The organism is Microbispora sp. NPDC088329 (genome assembly GCF_040685655.1).
Lineage (GTDB): Bacteria > Actinomycetota > Actinomycetes > Streptosporangiales > Streptosporangiaceae > Microbispora.
On sequence record NZ_JBFBIP010000041.1, the window covers coordinates 15,116 to 34,313 of the forward strand.

18 protein-coding genes and 1 rRNA gene are annotated in these 19,198 nt (G+C 70.0%); 10 read left to right on the forward strand and 9 right to left on the reverse strand.

Annotated elements, in window-relative coordinates; genetic code table 11:
• The first annotated feature begins 93 nt into the window (after window positions 1-93).
• Complete coding sequence (locus AB0O28_RS38680; RefSeq protein ID WP_363647798.1) at window positions 94-723, forward strand: TetR/AcrR family transcriptional regulator; 630 nt, start codon at window positions 94-96, stop codon at window positions 721-723.
• A gap of 7 nt (window positions 724-730) precedes the next feature.
• Here AB0O28_RS38680 and AB0O28_RS38685 read toward each other — a convergent pair whose 3' ends face one another.
• Window positions 731-2,440, reverse strand: a complete 1,710-nt coding sequence (locus tag AB0O28_RS38685) for a PucR family transcriptional regulator (protein WP_363647800.1) — start codon at window positions 2,438-2,440, stop codon at window positions 731-733.
• A gap of 127 nt (window positions 2,441-2,567) precedes the next feature.
• Here AB0O28_RS38685 and gabT point away from each other — a divergent pair, with 127 nt between their 5' ends.
• Window positions 2,568-3,917 carry a 4-aminobutyrate--2-oxoglutarate transaminase gene (gene gabT / locus AB0O28_RS38690; RefSeq protein WP_363647802.1) on the forward strand — a complete coding sequence of 450 codons (1,350 nt, stop codon included), beginning with the start codon at window positions 2,568-2,570 and terminating at the stop codon, window positions 3,915-3,917.
• Between the two features lie 170 nt (window positions 3,918-4,087).
• A complete protein-coding gene (locus AB0O28_RS38695; protein WP_363647804.1) occupies window positions 4,088-4,336 on the forward strand; it encodes a hypothetical protein in 249 nt (82 codons plus the stop codon).
• A gap of 21 nt (window positions 4,337-4,357) precedes the next feature.
• On the opposite strand, the gene AB0O28_RS38700 is transcribed toward AB0O28_RS38695, so the two are convergent.
• Window positions 4,358-4,948 carry a TetR family transcriptional regulator C-terminal domain-containing protein gene (locus tag AB0O28_RS38700; RefSeq protein WP_363647806.1) on the reverse strand — a complete coding sequence of 197 codons (591 nt, stop codon included), beginning with the start codon at window positions 4,946-4,948 and terminating at the stop codon, window positions 4,358-4,360.
• An 86-nt stretch (window positions 4,949-5,034) separates the two neighbouring features.
• Here AB0O28_RS38700 and AB0O28_RS38705 point away from each other — a divergent pair, with 86 nt between their 5' ends.
• On the forward strand, window positions 5,035-5,616 hold the full coding sequence (locus AB0O28_RS38705) for a hypothetical protein (RefSeq protein ID WP_363647808.1): 582 nt from the start codon (window positions 5,035-5,037) through the stop codon (window positions 5,614-5,616).
• A gap of 10 nt (window positions 5,617-5,626) precedes the next feature.
• Here the strand turns inward: AB0O28_RS38705 and AB0O28_RS38710 are convergent, their stop codons facing one another.
• The 4 genes from AB0O28_RS38710 to AB0O28_RS38725 form a co-directional block, all read right to left on the reverse strand.
• Window positions 5,627-6,808 carry an extracellular solute-binding protein gene (locus AB0O28_RS38710; protein WP_363647810.1) on the reverse strand — a complete coding sequence of 394 codons (1,182 nt, stop codon included), beginning with the start codon at window positions 6,806-6,808 and terminating at the stop codon, window positions 5,627-5,629.
• Between the two features lie 66 nt (window positions 6,809-6,874).
• A complete protein-coding gene (locus AB0O28_RS38715; RefSeq protein WP_363647812.1) occupies window positions 6,875-8,368 on the reverse strand; it encodes a CoA-acylating methylmalonate-semialdehyde dehydrogenase in 1,494 nt (497 codons plus the stop codon).
• On the reverse strand, window positions 8,355-9,650 hold the full coding sequence (locus AB0O28_RS38720) for an aspartate aminotransferase family protein (protein WP_363647814.1): 1,296 nt from the start codon (window positions 9,648-9,650) through the stop codon (window positions 8,355-8,357). The genes AB0O28_RS38715 and AB0O28_RS38720 overlap by 14 nt, the downstream gene beginning before the upstream one ends.
• Before the next feature lie 69 nt (window positions 9,651-9,719).
• Window positions 9,720-11,189 (reverse strand): MFS transporter, encoded by a 1,470-nt coding sequence (locus AB0O28_RS38725; RefSeq protein WP_363647816.1) that lies wholly within the window; start codon window positions 11,187-11,189, stop codon window positions 9,720-9,722.
• 83 nt (window positions 11,190-11,272) lie between these two features.
• Between AB0O28_RS38725 and AB0O28_RS38730 the strand changes: the two genes are divergently transcribed.
• The 4 genes from AB0O28_RS38730 (at window position 11,273) to AB0O28_RS38745 (ending at window position 15,659) form a co-directional block, all read left to right on the forward strand.
• Window positions 11,273-11,983, forward strand: coding sequence for a TetR/AcrR family transcriptional regulator C-terminal domain-containing protein (locus AB0O28_RS38730; RefSeq protein ID WP_363647818.1), 711 nt, complete (start codon window positions 11,273-11,275; stop codon window positions 11,981-11,983).
• Window positions 11,984-12,049: 66 nt separating this feature from the next.
• Complete coding sequence (locus AB0O28_RS38735; RefSeq protein ID WP_363647820.1) at window positions 12,050-13,660, forward strand: PucR family transcriptional regulator ligand-binding domain-containing protein; 1,611 nt, start codon at window positions 12,050-12,052, stop codon at window positions 13,658-13,660.
• A gap of 166 nt (window positions 13,661-13,826) precedes the next feature.
• Window positions 13,827-14,030, forward strand: coding sequence for a hypothetical protein (locus tag AB0O28_RS38740; RefSeq protein ID WP_363647822.1), 204 nt, complete (start codon window positions 13,827-13,829; stop codon window positions 14,028-14,030).
• A gap of 159 nt (window positions 14,031-14,189) precedes the next feature.
• Window positions 14,190-15,659, forward strand: a complete 1,470-nt coding sequence (locus AB0O28_RS38745; RefSeq protein WP_363647824.1) for a phosphodiester glycosidase family protein — start codon at window positions 14,190-14,192, stop codon at window positions 15,657-15,659.
• 24 nt (window positions 15,660-15,683) lie between these two features.
• On the opposite strand, the gene AB0O28_RS38750 is transcribed toward AB0O28_RS38745, so the two are convergent.
• On the reverse strand, window positions 15,684-16,574 hold the full coding sequence (locus AB0O28_RS38750; protein ID WP_363647826.1) for a phenylalanine 4-monooxygenase: 891 nt from the start codon (window positions 16,572-16,574) through the stop codon (window positions 15,684-15,686).
• A gap of 131 nt (window positions 16,575-16,705) precedes the next feature.
• Between AB0O28_RS38750 and AB0O28_RS38755 the strand changes: the two genes are divergently transcribed.
• Window positions 16,706-17,179, forward strand: coding sequence for an Lrp/AsnC family transcriptional regulator (locus tag AB0O28_RS38755; RefSeq protein ID WP_363647828.1), 474 nt, complete (start codon window positions 16,706-16,708; stop codon window positions 17,177-17,179).
• A gap of 2 nt (window positions 17,180-17,181) precedes the next feature.
• On the opposite strand, the gene AB0O28_RS38760 is transcribed toward AB0O28_RS38755, so the two are convergent.
• A complete protein-coding gene (locus tag AB0O28_RS38760) occupies window positions 17,182-17,832 on the reverse strand; it encodes an SUMF1/EgtB/PvdO family nonheme iron enzyme (protein WP_363647832.1) in 651 nt (216 codons plus the stop codon).
• 434 nt (window positions 17,833-18,266) lie between these two features.
• Here AB0O28_RS38760 and AB0O28_RS38765 point away from each other — a divergent pair, with 434 nt between their 5' ends.
• On the forward strand, window positions 18,267-19,037 hold the full coding sequence (locus AB0O28_RS38765) for a hypothetical protein (protein ID WP_363647830.1): 771 nt from the start codon (window positions 18,267-18,269) through the stop codon (window positions 19,035-19,037).
• A 75-nt stretch (window positions 19,038-19,112) separates the two neighbouring features.
• Here the strand turns inward: AB0O28_RS38765 and rrf are convergent.
• Window positions 19,113-19,198 (reverse strand): 5S ribosomal RNA (rrf, locus tag AB0O28_RS38770); the annotation flags it as partial.

Genomic DNA, 19,198 nt, shown 5'->3' on the forward strand with positions numbered 1-19,198 from the left:
TCTGTTTCACTGCGGTTTGAAGCCCGAGCGGCATGGTTAAGTCATCTTCCGGGTCTGTCGCGGGACCCCCAATATGAGAAGGGCTCGTCGCTGATGGGTACGCCGGCGCCGCTCGGTCTTCAGGGTGCCTACGCACGTGGCCATCGCAGCAACTACGACGAGTTGCGCACCCGTCTGCTCGACGTCGCGAACGGACTGCTCGCCAAGGCGGGGCCGGAAAGTCTCACCGTACGCAGGATCGCCACCGAGGCCGGCTGTTCCACCCAGGTCATCTACACGATGTTCGGCAGCAAGGAGGGGCTGGCCGAAGCGCTCTATCTGGAGGGCTTCGAACGGTTCCGGCGCAGGCTGGAGGCCGTGCCGCAGCGCAACGACCCCTTGGAGCACCTGAGCCTGCTCGGTCCCGCGTACCGGGAGGCGGCGCTGGCCGAGCCCGGCTACTACAGCCTCATGTTCGAACGGGCCATCCCCGGCTTCGTGCCGAGCGAGCGCGCCCGCACCCTCGCGAGGGCCGCGCTCAACATCGTGGACCGGGTGATCGCCGACTGCATCTCCGCCGGCCACCTCGTGCCCACCCAGCCGCGGAAGATCGCCGACACGCTGTGGGCCGCGGCTCAGGGCGCGCTCAGTCTGGAACGTGCCGGACACCTGCCCGACGGCAAGACGTACGAGATCGTCACGAACGCCGCCATCCGCGCCTTCCTCGTGCGTCCCCCGGCCTGACGGTCCGTCACAGACAGAGCGCGATCCACAGTTCGGCGCGGACGGCGGGATCGTCCAGATCGCGGCCGAGCAGCTCACTCACCCGCTTCATCCGGTAGCGCAGCGTGTGACGGTGCACACCCAGGCGCTGCGCGGCCGCGTCCCAGTGGCCGTTGCTGGCCAGGTAGGCGCGCAGCGACTCGACCAGATCGGCGCGCGAGCCGTACTCGCGGAGCGGCGCGAGGATCGCCGCCGCGAACGACGCGGCGGCGGCCGGATCGAGCAGCGACAGCAGCCCACGCCCGGCGAGTTCGCTGAAGCGCGCCACCGGGGAGGCCGAGACCAGTGCCCGCCGAGCCTGGTCGAGAGCACGGCCGAGGGCACGGTCGAGAGCGCGGTCGAGGCCGCCCCCGCCGACCCCCCCGCCGGGCCGGTCGGCGAGCTCCGGGCGGGGCGCGATCCAGGCCGCCGGCCCGGCCGCGGCGGCCTCCGCACCGCCTTCCGCGTGAGATCCCACGCGGTCGTTCACCCGGTCGTCCACGCGGTCGTTCACACGGCCGCCGGAACGCGCCATCTCAACACGCGCCATCTCCACACCGGGGACGCTCACACCCACCCGGCCATGCCGTGCGGCCAGCGCGACGATCTCGTCGGCGTGCGAGTCCGGGGCCAGCACGACGAGCAGTCCTTCCCAGGGCGCGGTGAAACACGGGGGCAGCACCCGCGTCACCTCGGCGGCCGGCCCGGCGCCGGACAGAACCTCCGTCAGCGCCTCCGGGTCGGGGGCGTCGCAGGCGAGGACCGTGACCGGCTCCACCGGCAGGCGCATGCCGAGGGCCGCCAGCGTCTCCGCGGCGGCCCGCTCCTCACCGGCGAGCAGCAGCCGCAGCACCGCCGAGCGGACGTGCGCCGCCGCCGACCGCTGCTCCCTGCCCTGTTCGAGCGCCAGCGTCAGCAGGGATCCGGCCGCGTTGACGACCGTGTGCGCGATGGGCGAGAACGGCCGCGGCGAGCCCACCGCGAAGAACCCCCTGCGGCCCAGCGGCTGGACCACGACATGCTCTCCCGGGGTGGCCAGGGCGAGGCTCGACAGGGACGGCGTACCCCGCAGCCGGGCGATCTCGGGTCGCAACGAACGGGCCGTCTCCCCCGCCCAGTCTCCCGCCGCGCCGCGCCTGTCATCCGGACGGCCGGTGGCGTCGGCGGCGTGCCGTACGGCGCCCGACGGGTCGAGCAGCAGCGCCCAGCCGCCGATCTCCCGGGCCAGCCGGTCCACCACGGCGACCGGCCCCTGCCGCTGGAGAGCGGCGCGGGTGAGCCTGCCCTGGGCCGCGAAGGCACGGCTGATCTCCTCGTACTGCTCCCCGGCGAGCAGATCGCTGACGGCCTTGCCGATCGCGATGAAGGGCGTGTCCCTCGGCACCTCGATCAGCGGCAGCCCGGCGGCCTCGGCCGCCTCGGTGAAGGCGGGCGGCACGGCCTCATGACTCAGCCCCACCCCGAACCCCAGCCCGGTGACGCCCCTGGCCACGAGCCGTGAGACGTACGGCACGGCGTCGCCCTCGGACAGGCGCATGCCGGTCGTGAGCACCAGCTCGCCGCCCTCGAGAAACGGCGTGGGGTCCTCCAGCTCGCTCACCGCGACCCAGCGGACGGGGCGGCCGAGACCGTTCCGCCCGGCGAGAACCTCCAGGTGGAGCGGTACGATCGCGGTGATCCGGCGCAGCGTGGGTGCCACCGCTCTTCCCCCCGAACAACCGGTCTGTCCCCGGACAACCGGCTTGTCCTCACCGGCCAAAAGTACGCCTACATTCTGACATAGCGGCATATCGGCAGGTGGGGGAGGCGGTCGTACCGTCTCAGATATGAGCACTGCCATCACGCACGGCGGCCCGCAGCTCCCCCAGGAGCGCCGCCTCGTCACCGAGATCCCCGGCCCGCGATCCCGCGAGTTGTTCGCGCGCAAGCAGTCCGCCGTGCCTGCCGGCATCGGCACCACGCTGCCCGTCTTCGTGACCCATGCGGGCGGCGGTGTGATCGTCGACGCGGACGGCAACTCGCTGATCGACTTCGGCTCCGGCATCGCGGTGACCAACGTCGGCAACGCGGCGCCCCGGGTCGTCGAACGCGTCCAGAAGCAGGTCGCCGACTTCACCCACACCTGCTTCATGGTCGCCCCGTACGAGTCGTACGTCACCGTGTGCGAGAAGCTCAACGCGCTCACGCCCGGCGACCACGAGAAGCGGACGTTCCTGGTCAACAGCGGCGCGGAGGCCGTCGAGAACGCGATCAAGGTCGCCCGGCACGCCACCGGGCGGCAGGCCGTGGTCGTCTTCGACCACGGCTACCACGGCCGCACCCTGCTGACGATGACGCTGACGGCCAAGAACATGCCGTACAAGCACAAGTTCGGGCCGTTCGCCCCCGAGGTGTACCGCGTGCCGCTCGCCTACCCGTTCCGCTGGCCGACCGGCCCGGACAACTGCGCCGAGGAGGCCGCGGCGCAGGCCATCGACATGATCAACAAGCAGATCGGCGCGGACAACGTCGCGGCGGTGCTCATCGAGCCGATCGCGGGCGAGGGCGGCTTCATCGAACCGGCCCGCGGCTTCCTGCCGAAGATCGTCGAGTTCTGCCGCGCCAACGGCATCGTCTTCATCGCGGACGAGGTGCAGACGGGCTTCGCGCGCACCGGCCACATGTTCGCCTGCGAGGACGAGGGCATCGTCCCGGACATCATCACCACCGCCAAGGGCATCGCCGGCGGCCTTCCGCTGGCGGCGGTCACCGGCAGGGCCGACCTGCTCGACCGCGTCCACAGCGGCGGCCTCGGCGGCACGTACGGCGGCAACCCGCTCGCCTGCGAGGCGGCCCTCGGCGTGCTGGAGACCATCGAGCAGGACAAGCTCGTCGAGCGGGCCCGGCACATCGGCGAGATCATGCTGCCCCGCCTGCGCGCCATCCAGGAGCGCAACCCGATCGTCGGTGACGTGCGCGGGCGCGGCGCGATGATCGCCGTCGAGCTCGTCGTACCGGGAACCAAGGAGCCCTACCCGGCCGCCGAGATCGCCCGCAGGTGCCACGAGCAGGGCCTGCTCGCGCTCACCGCCGGGACGTACGGCAACGTGCTGCGCTTCCTGCCGCCGCTGGTCATCCCCGACCATCTGCTCGAGGAGGGCCTCACCATTCTGGAGAAGGCGCTCAACATGGCGTAGACCGTTTAAACAACATCAAAAGGGGCACCCGGTCTGTTCCGAGGTGTCCCTTTTGATGTTGTACGGCTTGCGTTATGCCTCGATTTAACCATCGCTTGGCCCGACTCGCGCCGATCACGAAGGGTAACCGCGTTATAACGGTTCCGATAGGTGATCGAGGGGGGACTTTGATGGGCTGGAACCCGAACGGCGCCGAGCGGCTCATGCTGACGTTCGACCCCGCCGGCCTCACCATCACACAGCGCGACGGCGACGCCTGCGTCGTCTGCCACAAGAAGTGGCCCCGCCCCCGGGTCAAGGTGGGCACGCTGCCCGACAACGCTCCCGTTCACGCGTGCGACGACTGCGCCGAGGCCCTGCTGCCCGCCCCCGAGGGCAAGGTGCCGGTGCCCCGCCGCTCCCGGGCGGCCATGTCCTGACAGACCTCCCCCTAACGTCCCTCAGGTCGCCAGATCCTCCAGGTGGGCGGCCAGCACCGCGCTCATGCGCTCGGGCGGCATCGACTCCGGCCTGGCCAGGACATGGACGGTCAAGCCGTCGAGGAGAGCGTGCAGCCGCGCCGCCTCGAAATCGGCGTCCCGATCGCCGGCGAGCTCCCCCTCCTCGGCGAGCGCGCGGACGGCCAGGGTCGCCGCCTCCCCCACACCGTCGTCCGCGCGGCGCAACCAGTCGGTGGCGGACGGGTCGCCCTGGGCGCGCGCGGTCAGCTGAAGCCAGACCTCGGCCTCCGCGCGCCGCTCCGCGTCCATCGGCAGCAGTTCCTCCAGCAGGCGGCGTACGGCGACGCGGACGGGGCCGTGGAAGTCGGTGGTCTCGATACGCGCGCGGACCCGCGTGATGACGTGCTCCATCGCGAAGGCGAGCAGCTCGGCCTGGGTCGTGAAGTAGTGCCGTAGCGCACTGGGGGACCAGCCGGCCTCCGCGGCGATGCTGCGTACGGTGGCGGCGCCGACGCCGTCCCTGCGCACCACTCGCCACAGCGCCTCGGCGATCTCCTCACGCCGCGCCTGGTGGTCCACGATCTTGGGCACAGCTCCTCCAGCCACGCGTCCCGCGCTTTTTTATAGCACAATGAGCGATATAGGTTTGTAGCACGTCGTGCGAAAAAGGAGCCGGGATGCTGGTCGGTCTGATCGTCGCCTGCGAGGTCGCGTTCTGGGTGCTGCTGGGCGCCGGGCTCGCCGTCCGCTATCTCCTGCGCAGGCGGCGGCTCGGCGGCCTGCTGCTGCTCGCCGTCCCGCTGGTGGACCTGGTCCTCCTCGTCGCGAGCGTCGCCGACCTCCGCGGCGGCGGCCGGGCCGAGTTCACGCACGGGCTGGCCGCGGCCTACCTGGGGTTCTCCGTCGCCTTCGGGCACGACATGGTGCGGTGGGCCGACGTCAGGTTCGCCCACCGCTATGCCGGAGGGCCGCCGCCCGACCGGCGCAAGCGTTACGGCAGGGATCGGGCCAGGTACGAGTGGCGCGCCTGGGGCCAGGGCATGATCGGCTGGGCCGTCGCCTGCGGCCTGTTGCTGGCCGGCGTCGTGGTGATCGGCGATCTCGACCGCGCGGCGGCCCTCCTGGCGTGGGCCGGTCGCCTCACGTTCGTCATGGTGGTCTGGCTGGTGTTCTGGCCGGTCGCCTGCACCGTCTTCCCCACACGCCCGCCCCGGCGCGCCGGGAAGGACGACTCCCTCACCGGCAGGGCCGCGCGCTGACCGGCACGGATCAGGCCACGATGCGCGACCAGCGGTCCACCCACTTGTCGTACGCCTCGGGGCGCACGGCGAAGTAGACGCCGCGGAACGCCCGGGAGGTGCCGACGTGGTAGTCCGCGCAGATCCGGCGGGCCGCGCCGGTGCACGCCCCGGGGTTGGCCGGAGCCAGTCCCGTCCAGGCGGCCACCTTGCGCTGCACGTCCGCCGACATGGTGAAGCCGAGCCACTTGTACGCGCACGACGGATGCGCGGCCTGGGCCGACACCATCCACGCGTCCGCCCATCCGGTCACCGGCCGGTCCGTCAGCGCACTGACCGGCTTGTGCCCGCGCCTGAGCACGTCGAGGTGGTACGGCGTGGCCTGCGCGAGCCGTACGGACCCGGTCGCGAAGCCCTGGACGACCTCGACGGGGTCGCGCCAGAAGACATGACGGCCCTTCTTGCCCGACGTGAACAGCTCGGCGGCGGCGTCGAGCTGGGCGTCGGTGAGGTCGAACGGGTCCTTGATCTTCGCGCCTCCGGCCCTGAGCACCAGCGCGGCGTCGGCCAGCGACAGCGGCCGGTCCCGCAGCAACACGGGCCCCTTGTCCTCGAACAGCGACTCCAGCCCGCCGGGACCGACCTCGCCGGTGTCGTAGAGGACCTCGTTGGTCGCCCAGACGTACGGCACGCCGTACGTCCGGCCGTCCCGGGTGACCGACGGCAGCGTCCGAAGCCTCTTGGGGAGCTTGTCGTAGCCGTGCAGCAGAGCCGTGTTGAGCGGGGCGGCCTTGCCCTCGTTCATGAGCCGGCCGCCGACCTCCGGCGTCGCCGAGATCACGTCGAACGACGACGGCGGGAAGTCGCCCGGCTTCTCCTCCTGCCGCGGGTCGTAGTACCGCAGGCTGACCTTGCAGCCCGTCTCCTTCTCGAACGTGCCGACCCACTTGACCTTGGGATCGACGCCGCCCCATTCGGCGTACCCGTCGATCGCCACCACGCTGACCGTCCCCTCGCCCGGTCCGAGAGACGCGATGGGAGCGGGCGTGGGGCCCGTGGAGGACGGGCTGGGGCCCGCGCTGCGGGAGGCGGTCGCCGCGGCCACGGAGGTGCCCGGCGCGACCACCTCCGTCACGGGCGCGGGACGGCCCGCGCAGGCGGCGGCGAGCAGTGCCACGGCCGAGACCGCCGCGACCACATGTGTACGCCGCACGCACGACCCCCAGGAGAGAAGACGGACCTTCCGAGCCTACTGGCCCGGAGACTCGGATCCCGCCGCTCAGGCGTTGGTGGGGAATCCCAGGTTCACGCCGCCGTGGGAGGGATCGAGCCACCGCGAGGTGACGACCTTGCCCCTGGTGTAGAAGTGGACCCCCTCGGTGCCGTGCACGTGGGTGTCGCCGAACAGCGAGGCCTTCCAGCCGCCGAAGCTGTAGAAGGCCATCGGCACCGGGATCGGCACGTTGACGCCGATCATGCCGACCTCCACCTCGTTCTGGAAGCGCCGGGCCGCGCCGCCGTCGTTGGTGAAGATCGCCGTGCCGTTGCCGTACTCGCCGGTGTTGATCAGCTCGAGGCCCTCCTCGTACGAGCGGACGCGCACGATCGACAGCACCGGGCCGAAGATCTCCTCGCGGTGGACGCGGGAGTTCGGCGGCACGTGGTCGAGGACGGTCGGGCCGAGCCAGAAGCCGTTCCCCCGGCCTCCGCTCACCGGTGTCTCACGGCCGTCGACCACGAGCTTGGCCCCCTCCTCGACGCCGAGGTCGAGGTAGGACGCCACCTTGTCCCGGTGGGCGGCGGTGACCAGCGGGCCCATCTGCGACTCGGAGTCGTTCCCCGGGCCGATCTTGAGGTCCCGCACCCGCGACACGATCTTCTCGACCAGCTCGTCGCCGATCGGGTCGACCGCCAGCACCACGGAGATCGCCATGCACCGCTCCCCCGCCGAGCCGAAGCCCGCCGAGACGGCCGAGTCGGCGACCAGGTCGAGGTCGGCGTCGGGCAGCACGAGCATGTGGTTCTTGGCTCCGCCGAGCGCCTGCACCCGCTTGCCGTGGGCCGTGCCGGTCTCGTACACGTACCGCGCGATCGGGGTGGAGCCGACGAACGACACGGCCCGTACGGCCGGGTGCTCCAGCAGCCGGTCCACCGCCACCTTGTCACCCTGGACGACGTTGAACACGCCGTCCGGCAGGCCCGCCCGCCGCCACAGCTCCGCGAGCAGCAGGGACGCGGAGGGGTCACGCTCGGAGGGCTTGAGCACGAACGTGTTCCCACAGGCGATGGCCACCGGGAACATCCACATCGGGACCATCGCCGGGAAGTTGAACGGGGTGATGCCCGCCACCACGCCGAGGGGCTGACGGATCGAGTAGGAGTCGACCCGGGTCGAGACGTTCTCCGAGTAGCCGCCCTTGAGCAGGTGGGGGATGCCGCAGGCGAACTCCACGACCTCCAGGCCCCGGGCCACCTCGCCGAGGGCGTCGGAGTGCACCTTGCCGTGCTCGGCGGTGATCAGCGCCGCCAGATCGTCGCGGTGCGCGTCGAGCAGTTCCCGGAACCGGAACAGGATCTGGGTGCGCTTGGTGAGCGAGGCGTCGCGCCAGGCGGGGAAGGCCCGCGCCGCCGCTTCGACCGCCGCGTCGACCTCCTCGGCCGAGGCGAGCGACACGTGACCGCTCACCTCGCCGGTCGCCGGGTCGAACACCTCCGCCGTACGGCCGTCGCCCTCGACGACCTCGCCGCCGATGTAGTGGTTAACGCGCTTCATCGTTGACGGCCTCCAGAGCGGTGACGAGGATGCCGAGGCCCTCGCGGGCCTCGTCCTCGGTGAGGGTGAGCGGCGGCGCCATCCGCAGCGTGTTGCCGTACAACCCGCCCTTGCCGACGAGCAGGCCGAGCTTCCTGGTCTCCTCCAGGAAGCGGGCGGCGAGCGCCGGGGCGGGCGCCTTGGTGGCGGGGTCGACCAGTTCGACGGCGAACATCAGCCCCTTGCCGCGTACGTCGCCGACGACGGGCAGCCGGGGGGCCGCCTCGCGCAGCCCGCCGATGATGATCTCGCCGGTCCTCGCGGCGTTGGCCTGCAGGTCGTGGTCGAGCACGTAGTCGAGGGTGGCGTTGGCCGCCGCCATCGAGATCGGGTTGCCGCCGAACGTGGCCACACCGGCGGCGTGCGGGCCGTCCATGAGGTCGCCGCGCGCCACGACGCCGCCGACCGCGAAGCCGTTGCCGAGCCCCTTGGCGAAGGTCATCATGTCCGGCGTCACGCCGTGGTTCTGGATCCCGAAGAACGCCGATCCCGTGCGGCCCCAGCCGGTCTGCACCTCGTCGGAGATGAACAGGATGCCCTCCTCGTCGAGGACCTCCTTGTATGCGGCGAACAGCCCGTCGGGGGCCATCGTGAAGCCGCCCACGCCCTGGATCGGCTCGGCGATCAGCGCGGCGACGTCCTTGGTGACGGCCGTGGCGAGCACGTGGCGCAGGTCGTCCACGCAGGCGGCGATGTAGTCGGCGTCCGACATGCCGCGGAACTGCGCGAGGTGGCGGTCGGCGCCGTGCAGGAAGTGCACGTTGAGCGGCGACAGGGAGTTGTTCTTCCAGGACCGGTTGGAGGTCACGCTGATCGCGCCGAACGACCGTCCGTGGTAGCTCTGCCGCATGGCGAGCACCTGGTCGGACCCGCGGGCGTAGGTGGCCAGCAGCAGGGCCGTCTCGTTGGCCTCGGTGCCGGAGTTGGTGAAGAAGACCTTGGCGTCCGGGATGCCCGACAGGCGGGCGATCTTCTCGGCCAGCTCGACCTGGCCGCGGATGAGGTACAGCGTCGAGGTGTGGACGACGCCGGTCGCGAGCTGGCGCTCGACGGCCTCCCGCACCTCGGGCACGTCATACCCGATCATGTTGGTCAGGATGCCGGCGAAGAAGTCGAGATAGCTCTTCCCGCCGGCGTCGACGACGCGGTTCCCCTTGCCGCCGACGATCTCGATGGGCTCGTTGTAATACAGGGCCATCCAGTCCGGCATGACCGCGCGATGGCGTGCGAGAAGGTCCGACATGCTTCGAGTATCCCGGCTGACGGGCGATCGGCTCACCTGTCAGCCTGTCTGGGATACCTCGAATTTCTCTTACACAGTGGTGGGCGCCGCAGGCTGCTGGGCGGGAGCCGTCGCGGCGGCTTTCCCGCGCAGGACCAGCAGCGCGACCAGGGCCGCCGCGAGCGAGCAGCCCGCGCCCACCCACGAGCCGACGGACATCGCCGACACGAACGCCTCGCGTCCGGCGGCGGCCACGGCGGCGTCGCCCAGATTCACCGCGACGCCGATCGACTCGCGCGCCCCCGGCGGCGCCGACTCCGGCATGGCGGCGGTGTAGGCCCCGGCGAGCACGCTGCCGAGGACGGCCACGCTCAGCGCCATGCCGACCTGCTGCACCGTGTCGTTGAGCGCGGAGCCGACCCCGGCGCGCTCGGGCGGCACCGCGCCCATCAGCGTGGCGTACGCCGCCGGGCCGGCCAGACCACCGCCCACGCCCATGACCATCAGACCGGCGATCAGCGTGCCGTACCCGCCGGTGAGCGTGGACAGCAGCACGAACCCGGCGGCCATGACGACCAGCCCCGAGACGATGAGCGTCCGGTTGCTCACCTTCTTGCCGAGCGCCGCGCCCAGACCGTTGAACACCATCGCCGCGACCACGTACGGCAGCAGGGCGAAGCCGGCCTTCAACGGGTCGTAGCCCAGGACGAACTGCAGATACTGCGTGATGGCCAGCATCAGCGCGCCCGCGCCGAACGACAGCAGCACGATCGAGAAGCACGCCCCGCTGAACGAGCGGTCCCGGAACAGACCGAGCGGAAGCATGGGGTGGACGGTGCGGCGCTCCCACAGCACGAACGCCACCAGGGCGGCCGCCGAGACCACCACCGCGAGGGGGTTGAAGTGGCCGCCGGGCGCCGAGATGACGGCCCAGACCAGCCCGCCCATCCCGGCCGTGGACAGGATCACCCCGAGCGGGTCGGCCCGCCGCGTCTCGCCGTACGTCTCGGGCATGAGCGCGAAGGCCGCGACGATCGCCAGCACCGCGATCGGCACGTTGATCAGGAAGACCGAGCCCCAGTAGTAGTGCCGAAGCAGGAAACCGCCGATCGTCGGACCGGCGATGACGCCGACCATGGCGACCGAGCTCCACGCGGCGATCGCCTTGCGGCGCTCGCTCTCGTCGAACACGGTGATCAGGATCGACAGGGTCGAGGGCATCACGCAGGAACCGCCGACGCCCATCAGCGCGCGGGCCGCGATGAGCTGCCAGGGCTCGGTGGCGAGGGTGGCCGCCAGCGAGGCCCCGCCGAAGAACGCCAGGCCGATCACGAGCATCCGCCGCCTGCCGTACCGGTCGGACAGGCTGCCCGCGGTGAGCAGCAGGCCCGCGAAGACGAGGACGTACGCGTCGATGATCCACTGCACGTCCGGCGGCGTAGCGCCGAGGTCGCGCATGAGCGACGGGATCGCCAGGTTGAGGACGGTGTTGTCCACGACCAGGGTCAGCAGGCTCAGACAGAGGACGCCGAGTATCCACCAGCGTCGGGGGTGGGACATTGAGTTCTCCTCGTACGGCGTGCGAGTAGTATCGAACACTGTACGACTCAGCCGAACGCTGTGCGAGCGAATATTGTGAGGCCGTGTCAGCGAAGCCGTTCTCCTCCGTATGGACCCGCGAGCGAAAGGGAGGGCGCGAGCAGGGGCTCACCCGCGACCAGATCGTCAGGACCGCAGTGGAGCTGCTCGACGCCGAGGGCCTCGACGCGCTCAGCATGCGCAGGCTCGGCGCACGGCTCGGCGCGGGGGCGACCAGCCTCTACTGGCACGTCGCGAACAAGGACGAGCTGCTCGAGCTCGTCATGGACGAGGTCTACGGCATGGTCAGCGTGCCGGATGACGCCGGATGGCGGCAGGCGGCCACCGCCTTCGCGTACGGCCTGCGCGGCGCGATCCTGGAGCATCCGTGGAGCGCGAGCCTCATCGGCACGCTGCCCGCACTGGGCCCCAACGCCCTCGCCTCGGCCGACAACCTGATGGCCGCCTTCGCCGAGGCGGGGTTCGGTGACATGGACGTGGACTTCGCGGTGGCCGCCGTCGTCTCCTTCACGCTCGGTGCCACCGTGCCCGAGGTGGCCTGGTCGAGGGCGGCCGTCGAGGCCGGCACCGACCACCTGGAGATGCAGCAGGCCATCGCGCCCGTGCTGGAGAAGCTGGCGTCCGAGCGCCCGCGACTACGCGAGCGCTACCAGAAATACGTGGGCAAGAGCTTCGATCCCGCGATCGTGCGGCGGCTCAGCTTCGACTTCGGGCTGATGGCACTTCTGGACGGTCTCGGCACACGCCTGCACTGAGAGTTGCTCTCAGTGTGTCAGCTAGCGGGGCGTCATCCTTACATGATGATCAGGTAGCCTCTGTGCATGCTTCCCACGGTCGCCGATGTGCTCGCGCTGGACACCGTCCGGCGCGGCAGCCCCCGCGTGGTGGCGGGCGGCGACCGGCTGGACACCCGCGTCCGCTGGGTCCACGTGGGCGAGGTCCACGACATCGCCCACCTGTTACGCGGCGGCGAACTGGTCCTCACCACCGGGGTGGCGCTGCCGGGCGAGCCCGACAAGCTCGCCGACTACATCAGCGAACTGGCCGCCGTCGGCGCCTCGGGCCTGATCGTGGAGCTCGGCCGCAGGTTCGTCCGCGAGCTGCCGAGGGCGGTGGTCAAGGCGGCGGAGGAGCACGGGCTGCCCCTGATCACGCTGGCTCGTGAGACCCCCTTCGTGCAGATCACCGAGTCGGTCCACGCGCGCATCATCGACATCCAGCTCCAGGAGCTGCGGGCCTCCGAGCAACTGCACGAGGTGTTCACCGAGCTCTCGGTCGAGGGCGCGTCCCCTGCCGAGGTGCTCAACCAGGTCACCCGCTTCTCCGGCCGCCCGGTGCTGCTGGAGAATCTGGCCCACCAGGTGCTGGCCTGTGACACGGCCGGGGGCGACACAGGCAGCGTGCTGGCCAACTGGGAGGCCAGATCGCGCGCGGTCATGCCGGCCGAGCGGACCGCCTACGACGCGACCGCCGGGTGGCTGGTGACCATGGTCGGCGCCCGGGGCCAGGACTGGGGACGGCTCATCCTGCTGTGCGACGGCCCGCCCAGCCCCCGCGACATCGTGCTGGCCGAACGCGCGGCGACCACGCTCGCGCTGAGCCGCCTGCTGGAGCGGCACCAGGAGTCCCTGGAGCGGCAGGCGCACGGAACCATACTGACCGGCATCCTCACACACGCGTACGCCGATCCCGACGAGGCCGCCGCCCGCGCCCGCGCCGTCGGCGTCCCCCTCACCGGCCGCAGGCTCGTCGGCGCCGTCATCCGGCTGACCTCGCCCGTCGGCAGCACGCTGGGCGAGCAGGCCAGGCTGGGCGAGCTCGCCGAGGCCGGCGCCGCCGCCTGCCGCGAGGCCAAGCTGCCCGCTCTGGTCGGCGCACTCGACCAGAGCCGCGTCGGCGTGCTACTGCCGTTGCCGCCCCGCATGACCGCGGAGACGGCGCTCGAGGCGCTGGCCGAGCGGCTGCGGGCGAACTTCGCCACACCGTTCGTGCTGGCGGCCGGCTCGGTCGTCGAGACCATCAAGGACGTACGGCGCAGCTTCCTGGAAGCCGAGCAGGTGGCGGAGGTGGCGGTGCGCCAGCCCGACGGGCGGCCGTTCTATCGCCTGCCCGACCTGCGGCTGCGCGGCCTGCTGCACCTGCTGCGCGACGACGCCCGGCTACAGACCTTCGCCGAGCGCGAGCTGGGGGCCCTGCTGGCCCACGACGCTCAGCGGCACGGCGACCTGACCAGGATCCTGCGCATCTATCTCGACGCGGGGCGCAACAAGGCGGTGGCCGCCCAGAGGGCACATCTGTCCCGCCCCGCTTTCTACGACCGTCTGCGACGGCTGGAGCGCGTCCTCGAGACCGACCTCGACGACGTCGAGTCGTGCCTGTCGCTGCATGTCGCCCTGCTGGCCCTGGAGACCTTCCGCCGCGACAACGGCTGACCGCGCGATTTGTGCCGTTACAGCGGCTGATGCACGGTTCCCCGCGGAGATGCCGATACCTGGAAAGCAGGTATGTCGTCCCGGGTGTAAGTCCTATCGCACACGACTACTTTTCGTATACTCGCGATCACGGGGTGAATCGTGTTTACCTCGACACGTGCCCACGATGAGCGAACCCCAAATCAGCCCGACGGTCGTGGTTCGGGCCCTGTCCGCGCGCTTCCCCAAATGGACCATCTGGTGGGGTCAGGCCACCACGCACTACTGGGGCATGTCCCGGCGGCGCGACGGACTGCTCGTCCACATCGAGGCCCGGTCCGCACAGGAGTTCGTCCAGCGAGCCCGGGAGATCGACGCCCGCACTCCCTAATCATCCCTTTAACGCATATATGTCCCTAAACGTCCGATTCTGGAGGCGGAAGTTTTCGGAGTTGCTGGGAATTTCATATCCTTTTGTGCGTTTCCATCGTCTCGCTACGCGATTGTCGCCACGATAGTTCCGCAAGGATCACCAATGGGGAGCAATCGCATGAGACGCCGCCTGATCGTCGGGGCCGCCGTACTGGCCCTGACGACGACCATCCCTTCGGCCCCGGCCACCGCCGAGCCCGTCGCCGGGTTACCGACGACGAGCTTCCCCCTCGGTGAGCCCGGCATCCCGAAGGCGGCGGCCAAAAGCCTGGCCCCCGGAGTCAGCTACTTCACCCTCCGCCACGGCAGGCCGCAGGACGGCTACACGGTCAGCGTCGTGGTCTCGGGCAAGGACTTCATGTCCGAGGCCAACGCTCAGGTCCAGGCGACGGCCGTGCAGACGGCCGGTCTCGAGCCCGTCATCGTGAAGTTCACCCGGCCCGCCGTCGCGGACCACCCCGCCGGCGACTACTTCATGGTCCGCGTGGGCAGCTGGCCGCTCGACCGGAAGGCCGAGGCCGCCGAGGTCGTCAAGCAGCTCAAGGACGCCGGGGTGAGCGCGAAGGTCGACTTCCAGGGCGACGACGGCTTCGTCACCACCGGCCCCTGGAGCGTGCGGGTCATCGTCGTCGACCCGCACACGTTCCGCGGCTCCTACCAGGCCTCGCTGGGCACGAGCGTCGCCAAGCGCGAGAAGGTCACGGCCATGGCCTCCGCCGCCAAGGCGCTCGCCGCCGTGAACGGCGGCTTCTTCGACATCCACACGCTGCCCGCCTTCCGCGGCGACCCCACGGGCATCTCCGTCGTCGGCGGCAAGCTGCTCAGCGAGGCCGTCGCCGGCCGCGTGGGCCTGGTCCTGCGTGGCCGTACGGCCCGCATCACCGAGTTGTCGTCCTCGGTCGCCGCCCGCGCGGCCGACGGGGCCACCGCCGAAGTGACCGGTCTCAACCGGGTGCCGAAGCCGGATGAGCTGGTCATGTACACCGAGGAACTCGGGCGGGACACCCCGCAGGACGGCGGGACCGAGGCGGTCATCGACGCCTCCGGCAGGGTGACCGCGGTCCGCGCCTCCGGCGGCCCCGTGGCGCCCGGGACGCGCGTGCTGCACGGCGTCGGAGCCGCCGCCGACTGGCTGTCGCAGCACGCGGGCGAGGGCACGGCCATCGCGGTCACGACCCGGGTCATCGACCTGCGGACGGACAAGGCCATCCCGCTGACCCCGGAGACCAACATCATCGGCGGCGCGATCGGTCTGGTCAGGGGCGGCAAGACCTCGATCACCGCGTCGCGGGACGGCATGGCCAACACCAACATGATCCTGCGGCGCCATCCGCGTACGCTCGCCGGCGTCACGCGGGCCGGCAAGCTCGTCATCGCGGTCGTCGACGGCCGGGCGCCGGGCAGCACGGTCGGCGCGTCGTTCTTCGAGGCGGCCGAGCTCATGCGCTGGCTCGGCGCGCGCGACGCGATCAATCTGGACGGCGGCGGGTCGACCGCCATGGTCATCGGCAAGAAGGTGGTCAACCATCCGTCCGACGGCGTGGAGCGGGCGGTCGGCGACGCCTTGCTGATCGTCGGCGCGCGCTGAGCCCGGCTCACACGCTGACCCGGCTCACGCCGGAGACGCCGCCAGGAGCCGGTTGATCGTCTCGTCGTCGCAGGTGTCCCAGAACGCGCCCACGGTGTCTTCGAGGTGGTCGAACGAGGCCGCCTCGAAGAGCACCTCCTGATACTTCGTGATGTCGTAGTGGGTGGTGCCCATCGCGGTCAGGTCGAGCGGACGGATGTCCATGCCGCGGAACTCCTCGATCTCGCCGTACGAGCTGAGGATCCCCGCGCCGTACGCCCGGAGTTCGCCGTCTTCCCGCATGACGCCGAACTCCAGGGTGAACCAGAACACCTTGGACACGAACTCCAGCGCCTCATCGGTCTCCACCCGGCGCGCCGCCCGGCCCGCGGCTCGATAGAGCGCGGCGAAACGGGGCGAGGCCAGCGTGTTCGCGTGGCCGATGACCTCATGGATGACGTCCGGCTCGGGGGTGTAGAAGGGCACGGAATGGTGCCGGATGTACTGGGTGGAGTGGAAAAGCCCATCGGCCAGGACGCCGTAGAACTCACGAAGCGGAACCAGCCCGGCCGCGGGCAGGTAGCGGAATCCGGTCAGCGGTTCCAGAAGGTCGCCGACCTCCTGGAGTTGCGGAATGCGGTCCCCGGGCAGGCCGAGCCGCTGAGCCGCGTCGAGGAACTCGCGCACCGCGTACTTCTGATGCTTTGCCGTCAGTTCCCTGGTGACGAGCGCCCACACGTGGTGCTCCTCGTCGGTGTACTCGGCCGTGGGGATGGGGCTCCCGGGGGTGTGAGCCAGCGCCAGCGCCGCGATCGCGTTGCGCCGCTGACAGTAGACGGAATCCGCGAAACCGGGGTGGCTCGTGGCCAACTCGACGACGACGGATCCGTCATCCTTCGTCGCCACCGGAGCGAAATACTGCGCCTCTTCGAACATATTCCCATAGGACAGCAAGTAACCGTTTGGCTGGCAAGAGTGACCAGCCGGAGTGTGCGGAACGCTTCAATCCGGGCGGTCTCGGATGGTTTCACTGGTCGAATCGCTCAGTGGAGGCGTACCCTCGGCACATGCTCGACGCGCTCGACAGCCGTCTCCTGACCACCATGCGGGCCAACCCCCGGATCGGGCTCACCGAACTGGCCCGCCTCCTCGGCGTGGCCCGCGGAACCGTGCAGGCACGACTGGACAAGCTCATCGCCCGCGGCGTCATCGGCGACTTCGGCCCGACGATCATCACGGAGCAGATCGGCTATCCCATCCTCGCCTTCGCGTCCCTGCAGATCGCCCAGGGCCGGCTGACCGAGGCCGTGCGGTGGCTGGCCGGCATTCCGGAGATCCTCGAGGTGTACGGCACCAGCGGTCAGGGCGATCTGCTGTGCCGCGTGGCCGCTCGCAGCACCCCGCACCTGCAGGAGATCATCGCCCGGGTCCTCGCCTCACCCGCCGTCCATCGCACCGACACGACGATCGCCCTGTCGACCCAGATCCCCTTCCGCATCGAACCCCTGCTGGAGGCCGCGGTCACGCCGCCCGCGTCCTGACGTCAGACGGACCGGGCGAGGCGGAAGCCGAGGTCGTCGATGCGCAACGTGGGGTGGCTCTTGCGCCGGCATGCCGCCCGGCACCCTCGGGGCAGGTCATGAGCCCCTCCGCCGCGGAAGACTCGATAGGGGCCATAAACAGCGGCGTCGTAGACGTCCCAGCACCATTCCCAGACATTGCCGATCATGTCGTACAAGCCCCACGCGTTCGGTGCCTTGGTGCCGACGTCGTGCAGTCGCCCGCCGGAGTTCTCCCGGTACCAGGCGATCTCGTCGAGTTCTCCGTACCGCACGCCCGTCGTCCCGGCCCGGCAGGCGTACTCCCACTCCGCCTCGGACGGCAGGCGGTATCCGTCGGCGTCCCAGTCGCAGACCACGTCCTGCGCGTCGAGGTCGTCACCGAAGGAGTAGCACGGCGTCAGCCCGGCCGTCTCCGAGAGCAGGTTGCAGAACCTGACCGCGTCCTTCCAGGAGACCTCGGTCATGGGCGTCAGCGGTGCCGCCGAGGGCACTTCGGTTGCACTGGCGACGGCTCTGTAGAACTCCCTGGTCACGGGATACGGCGCCAACAGGAACTCCCCGACCTCGGCCACCCAGTTGGTCCGCGTCCCCTCATCCCGGAGGAGGATTCGCCCTGCGGGAACGCGGATCATCTGTTCAAGGGTCACCTCGGCCGGCGACAGGTCACGACTCACCTTCAAGGTCCTAACCGTCCCCACCCACCACTGTCAATTCGTCGGCAGATGCAGTGGCCGCGATCGATACGTGGTGACCGGGCGGCCGTGCAGGCTGGGCGAGGTTGCGTGTGCCAATGACCCGGTCGAGCCGGACGTCACCGCGCCGGCCGGAAGGTCCGGTCCCCGCGAAACCCGCTCCGCTCCTCCTTCGCCGACCCTTTACGCCATGAGCTCGATTAGGAAAAATCCTTCGGCGGCGATTTTCAGCCGAGACAATACAAGGATTAACCGGAATCCGATTATGATAGTCAGTGTAAGAGTATTGCGTCTCCCCGCATGAACGCTGATGATGAGGGGCGAAACCGCTTTCAGGTCCCGCAAAAGGTGGAGGCACGATGAGACTTCGCAATATGGCTGCTTCGATCGGTGCGGGCATTCTCGCCGCCCACATGCTGACCCCGCAGGTGGCCATGGCCGGGCCGGTGACAAATCACCTCGTCGAGGCGGAGGAGCTGGTGGATGAGCTGAACGCGATCGGCTGGCCACTGGAGTCTTCGTACAACAAGTACTGCAGTTCCGGATGTACCGGCTCCGTCGTGACCTGGGGCACGCCCGGAACTCCGACGAGCTATTACAACGAGAGCCAGTGCGCCCCTTTCGTCACCCAACTCCTGACGCATACCTACTCCTGGGCCACCCGCTCATATTTCAGCAGTGAATTCTCAAGCATCAGTCCCAACAGCGCCCGATACTACGATCGCATCGACGCCGACACCGTCGACCACATGGACAAGATCACCAAGGTCGCCTCCCTCGCACCCGGGGACATCATCGCCATCAAGTACGAGGCGGGGGCCAGCGGAGGGAGCGGGCACACACCAGTGGTCCGATCGGTGGCCGGCACCGTGGTCACCGACAGCGACCCGAACACGACCGAATACGTGGTCGAGGTCGTGGACTCCACGAACACCCCGCACGGGACCGCCCCTGTCGCGGATGGTCACGTCGACTCAAGAAGCAGCGGCTCCACTGAATACAGCGGTGTCGGATACGGGTTCATGGTCCTGTACGCCGACGCGAACGGCGACTTCTACGGGTACCGGTGGGGAACGAACGAGAGCACTTTCCATCCCGTCACGATCAGGCCCATCGTCGCTGCCCGGGTGACATCCGAGGCATAGAAGGTCGCTGAAGGCCCTGCCCCCTCGATAACGCAGAAAGGGCCATCCCACACGGGATGGCCCTTTCAAAAAATTGTCCGGCGGCGTCCTACTCTCCCACACCGTCCCCGGTGCAGTACCATCGGCGCTGACAGGCTTAACTTCCGGGTTCGGAATGTAAC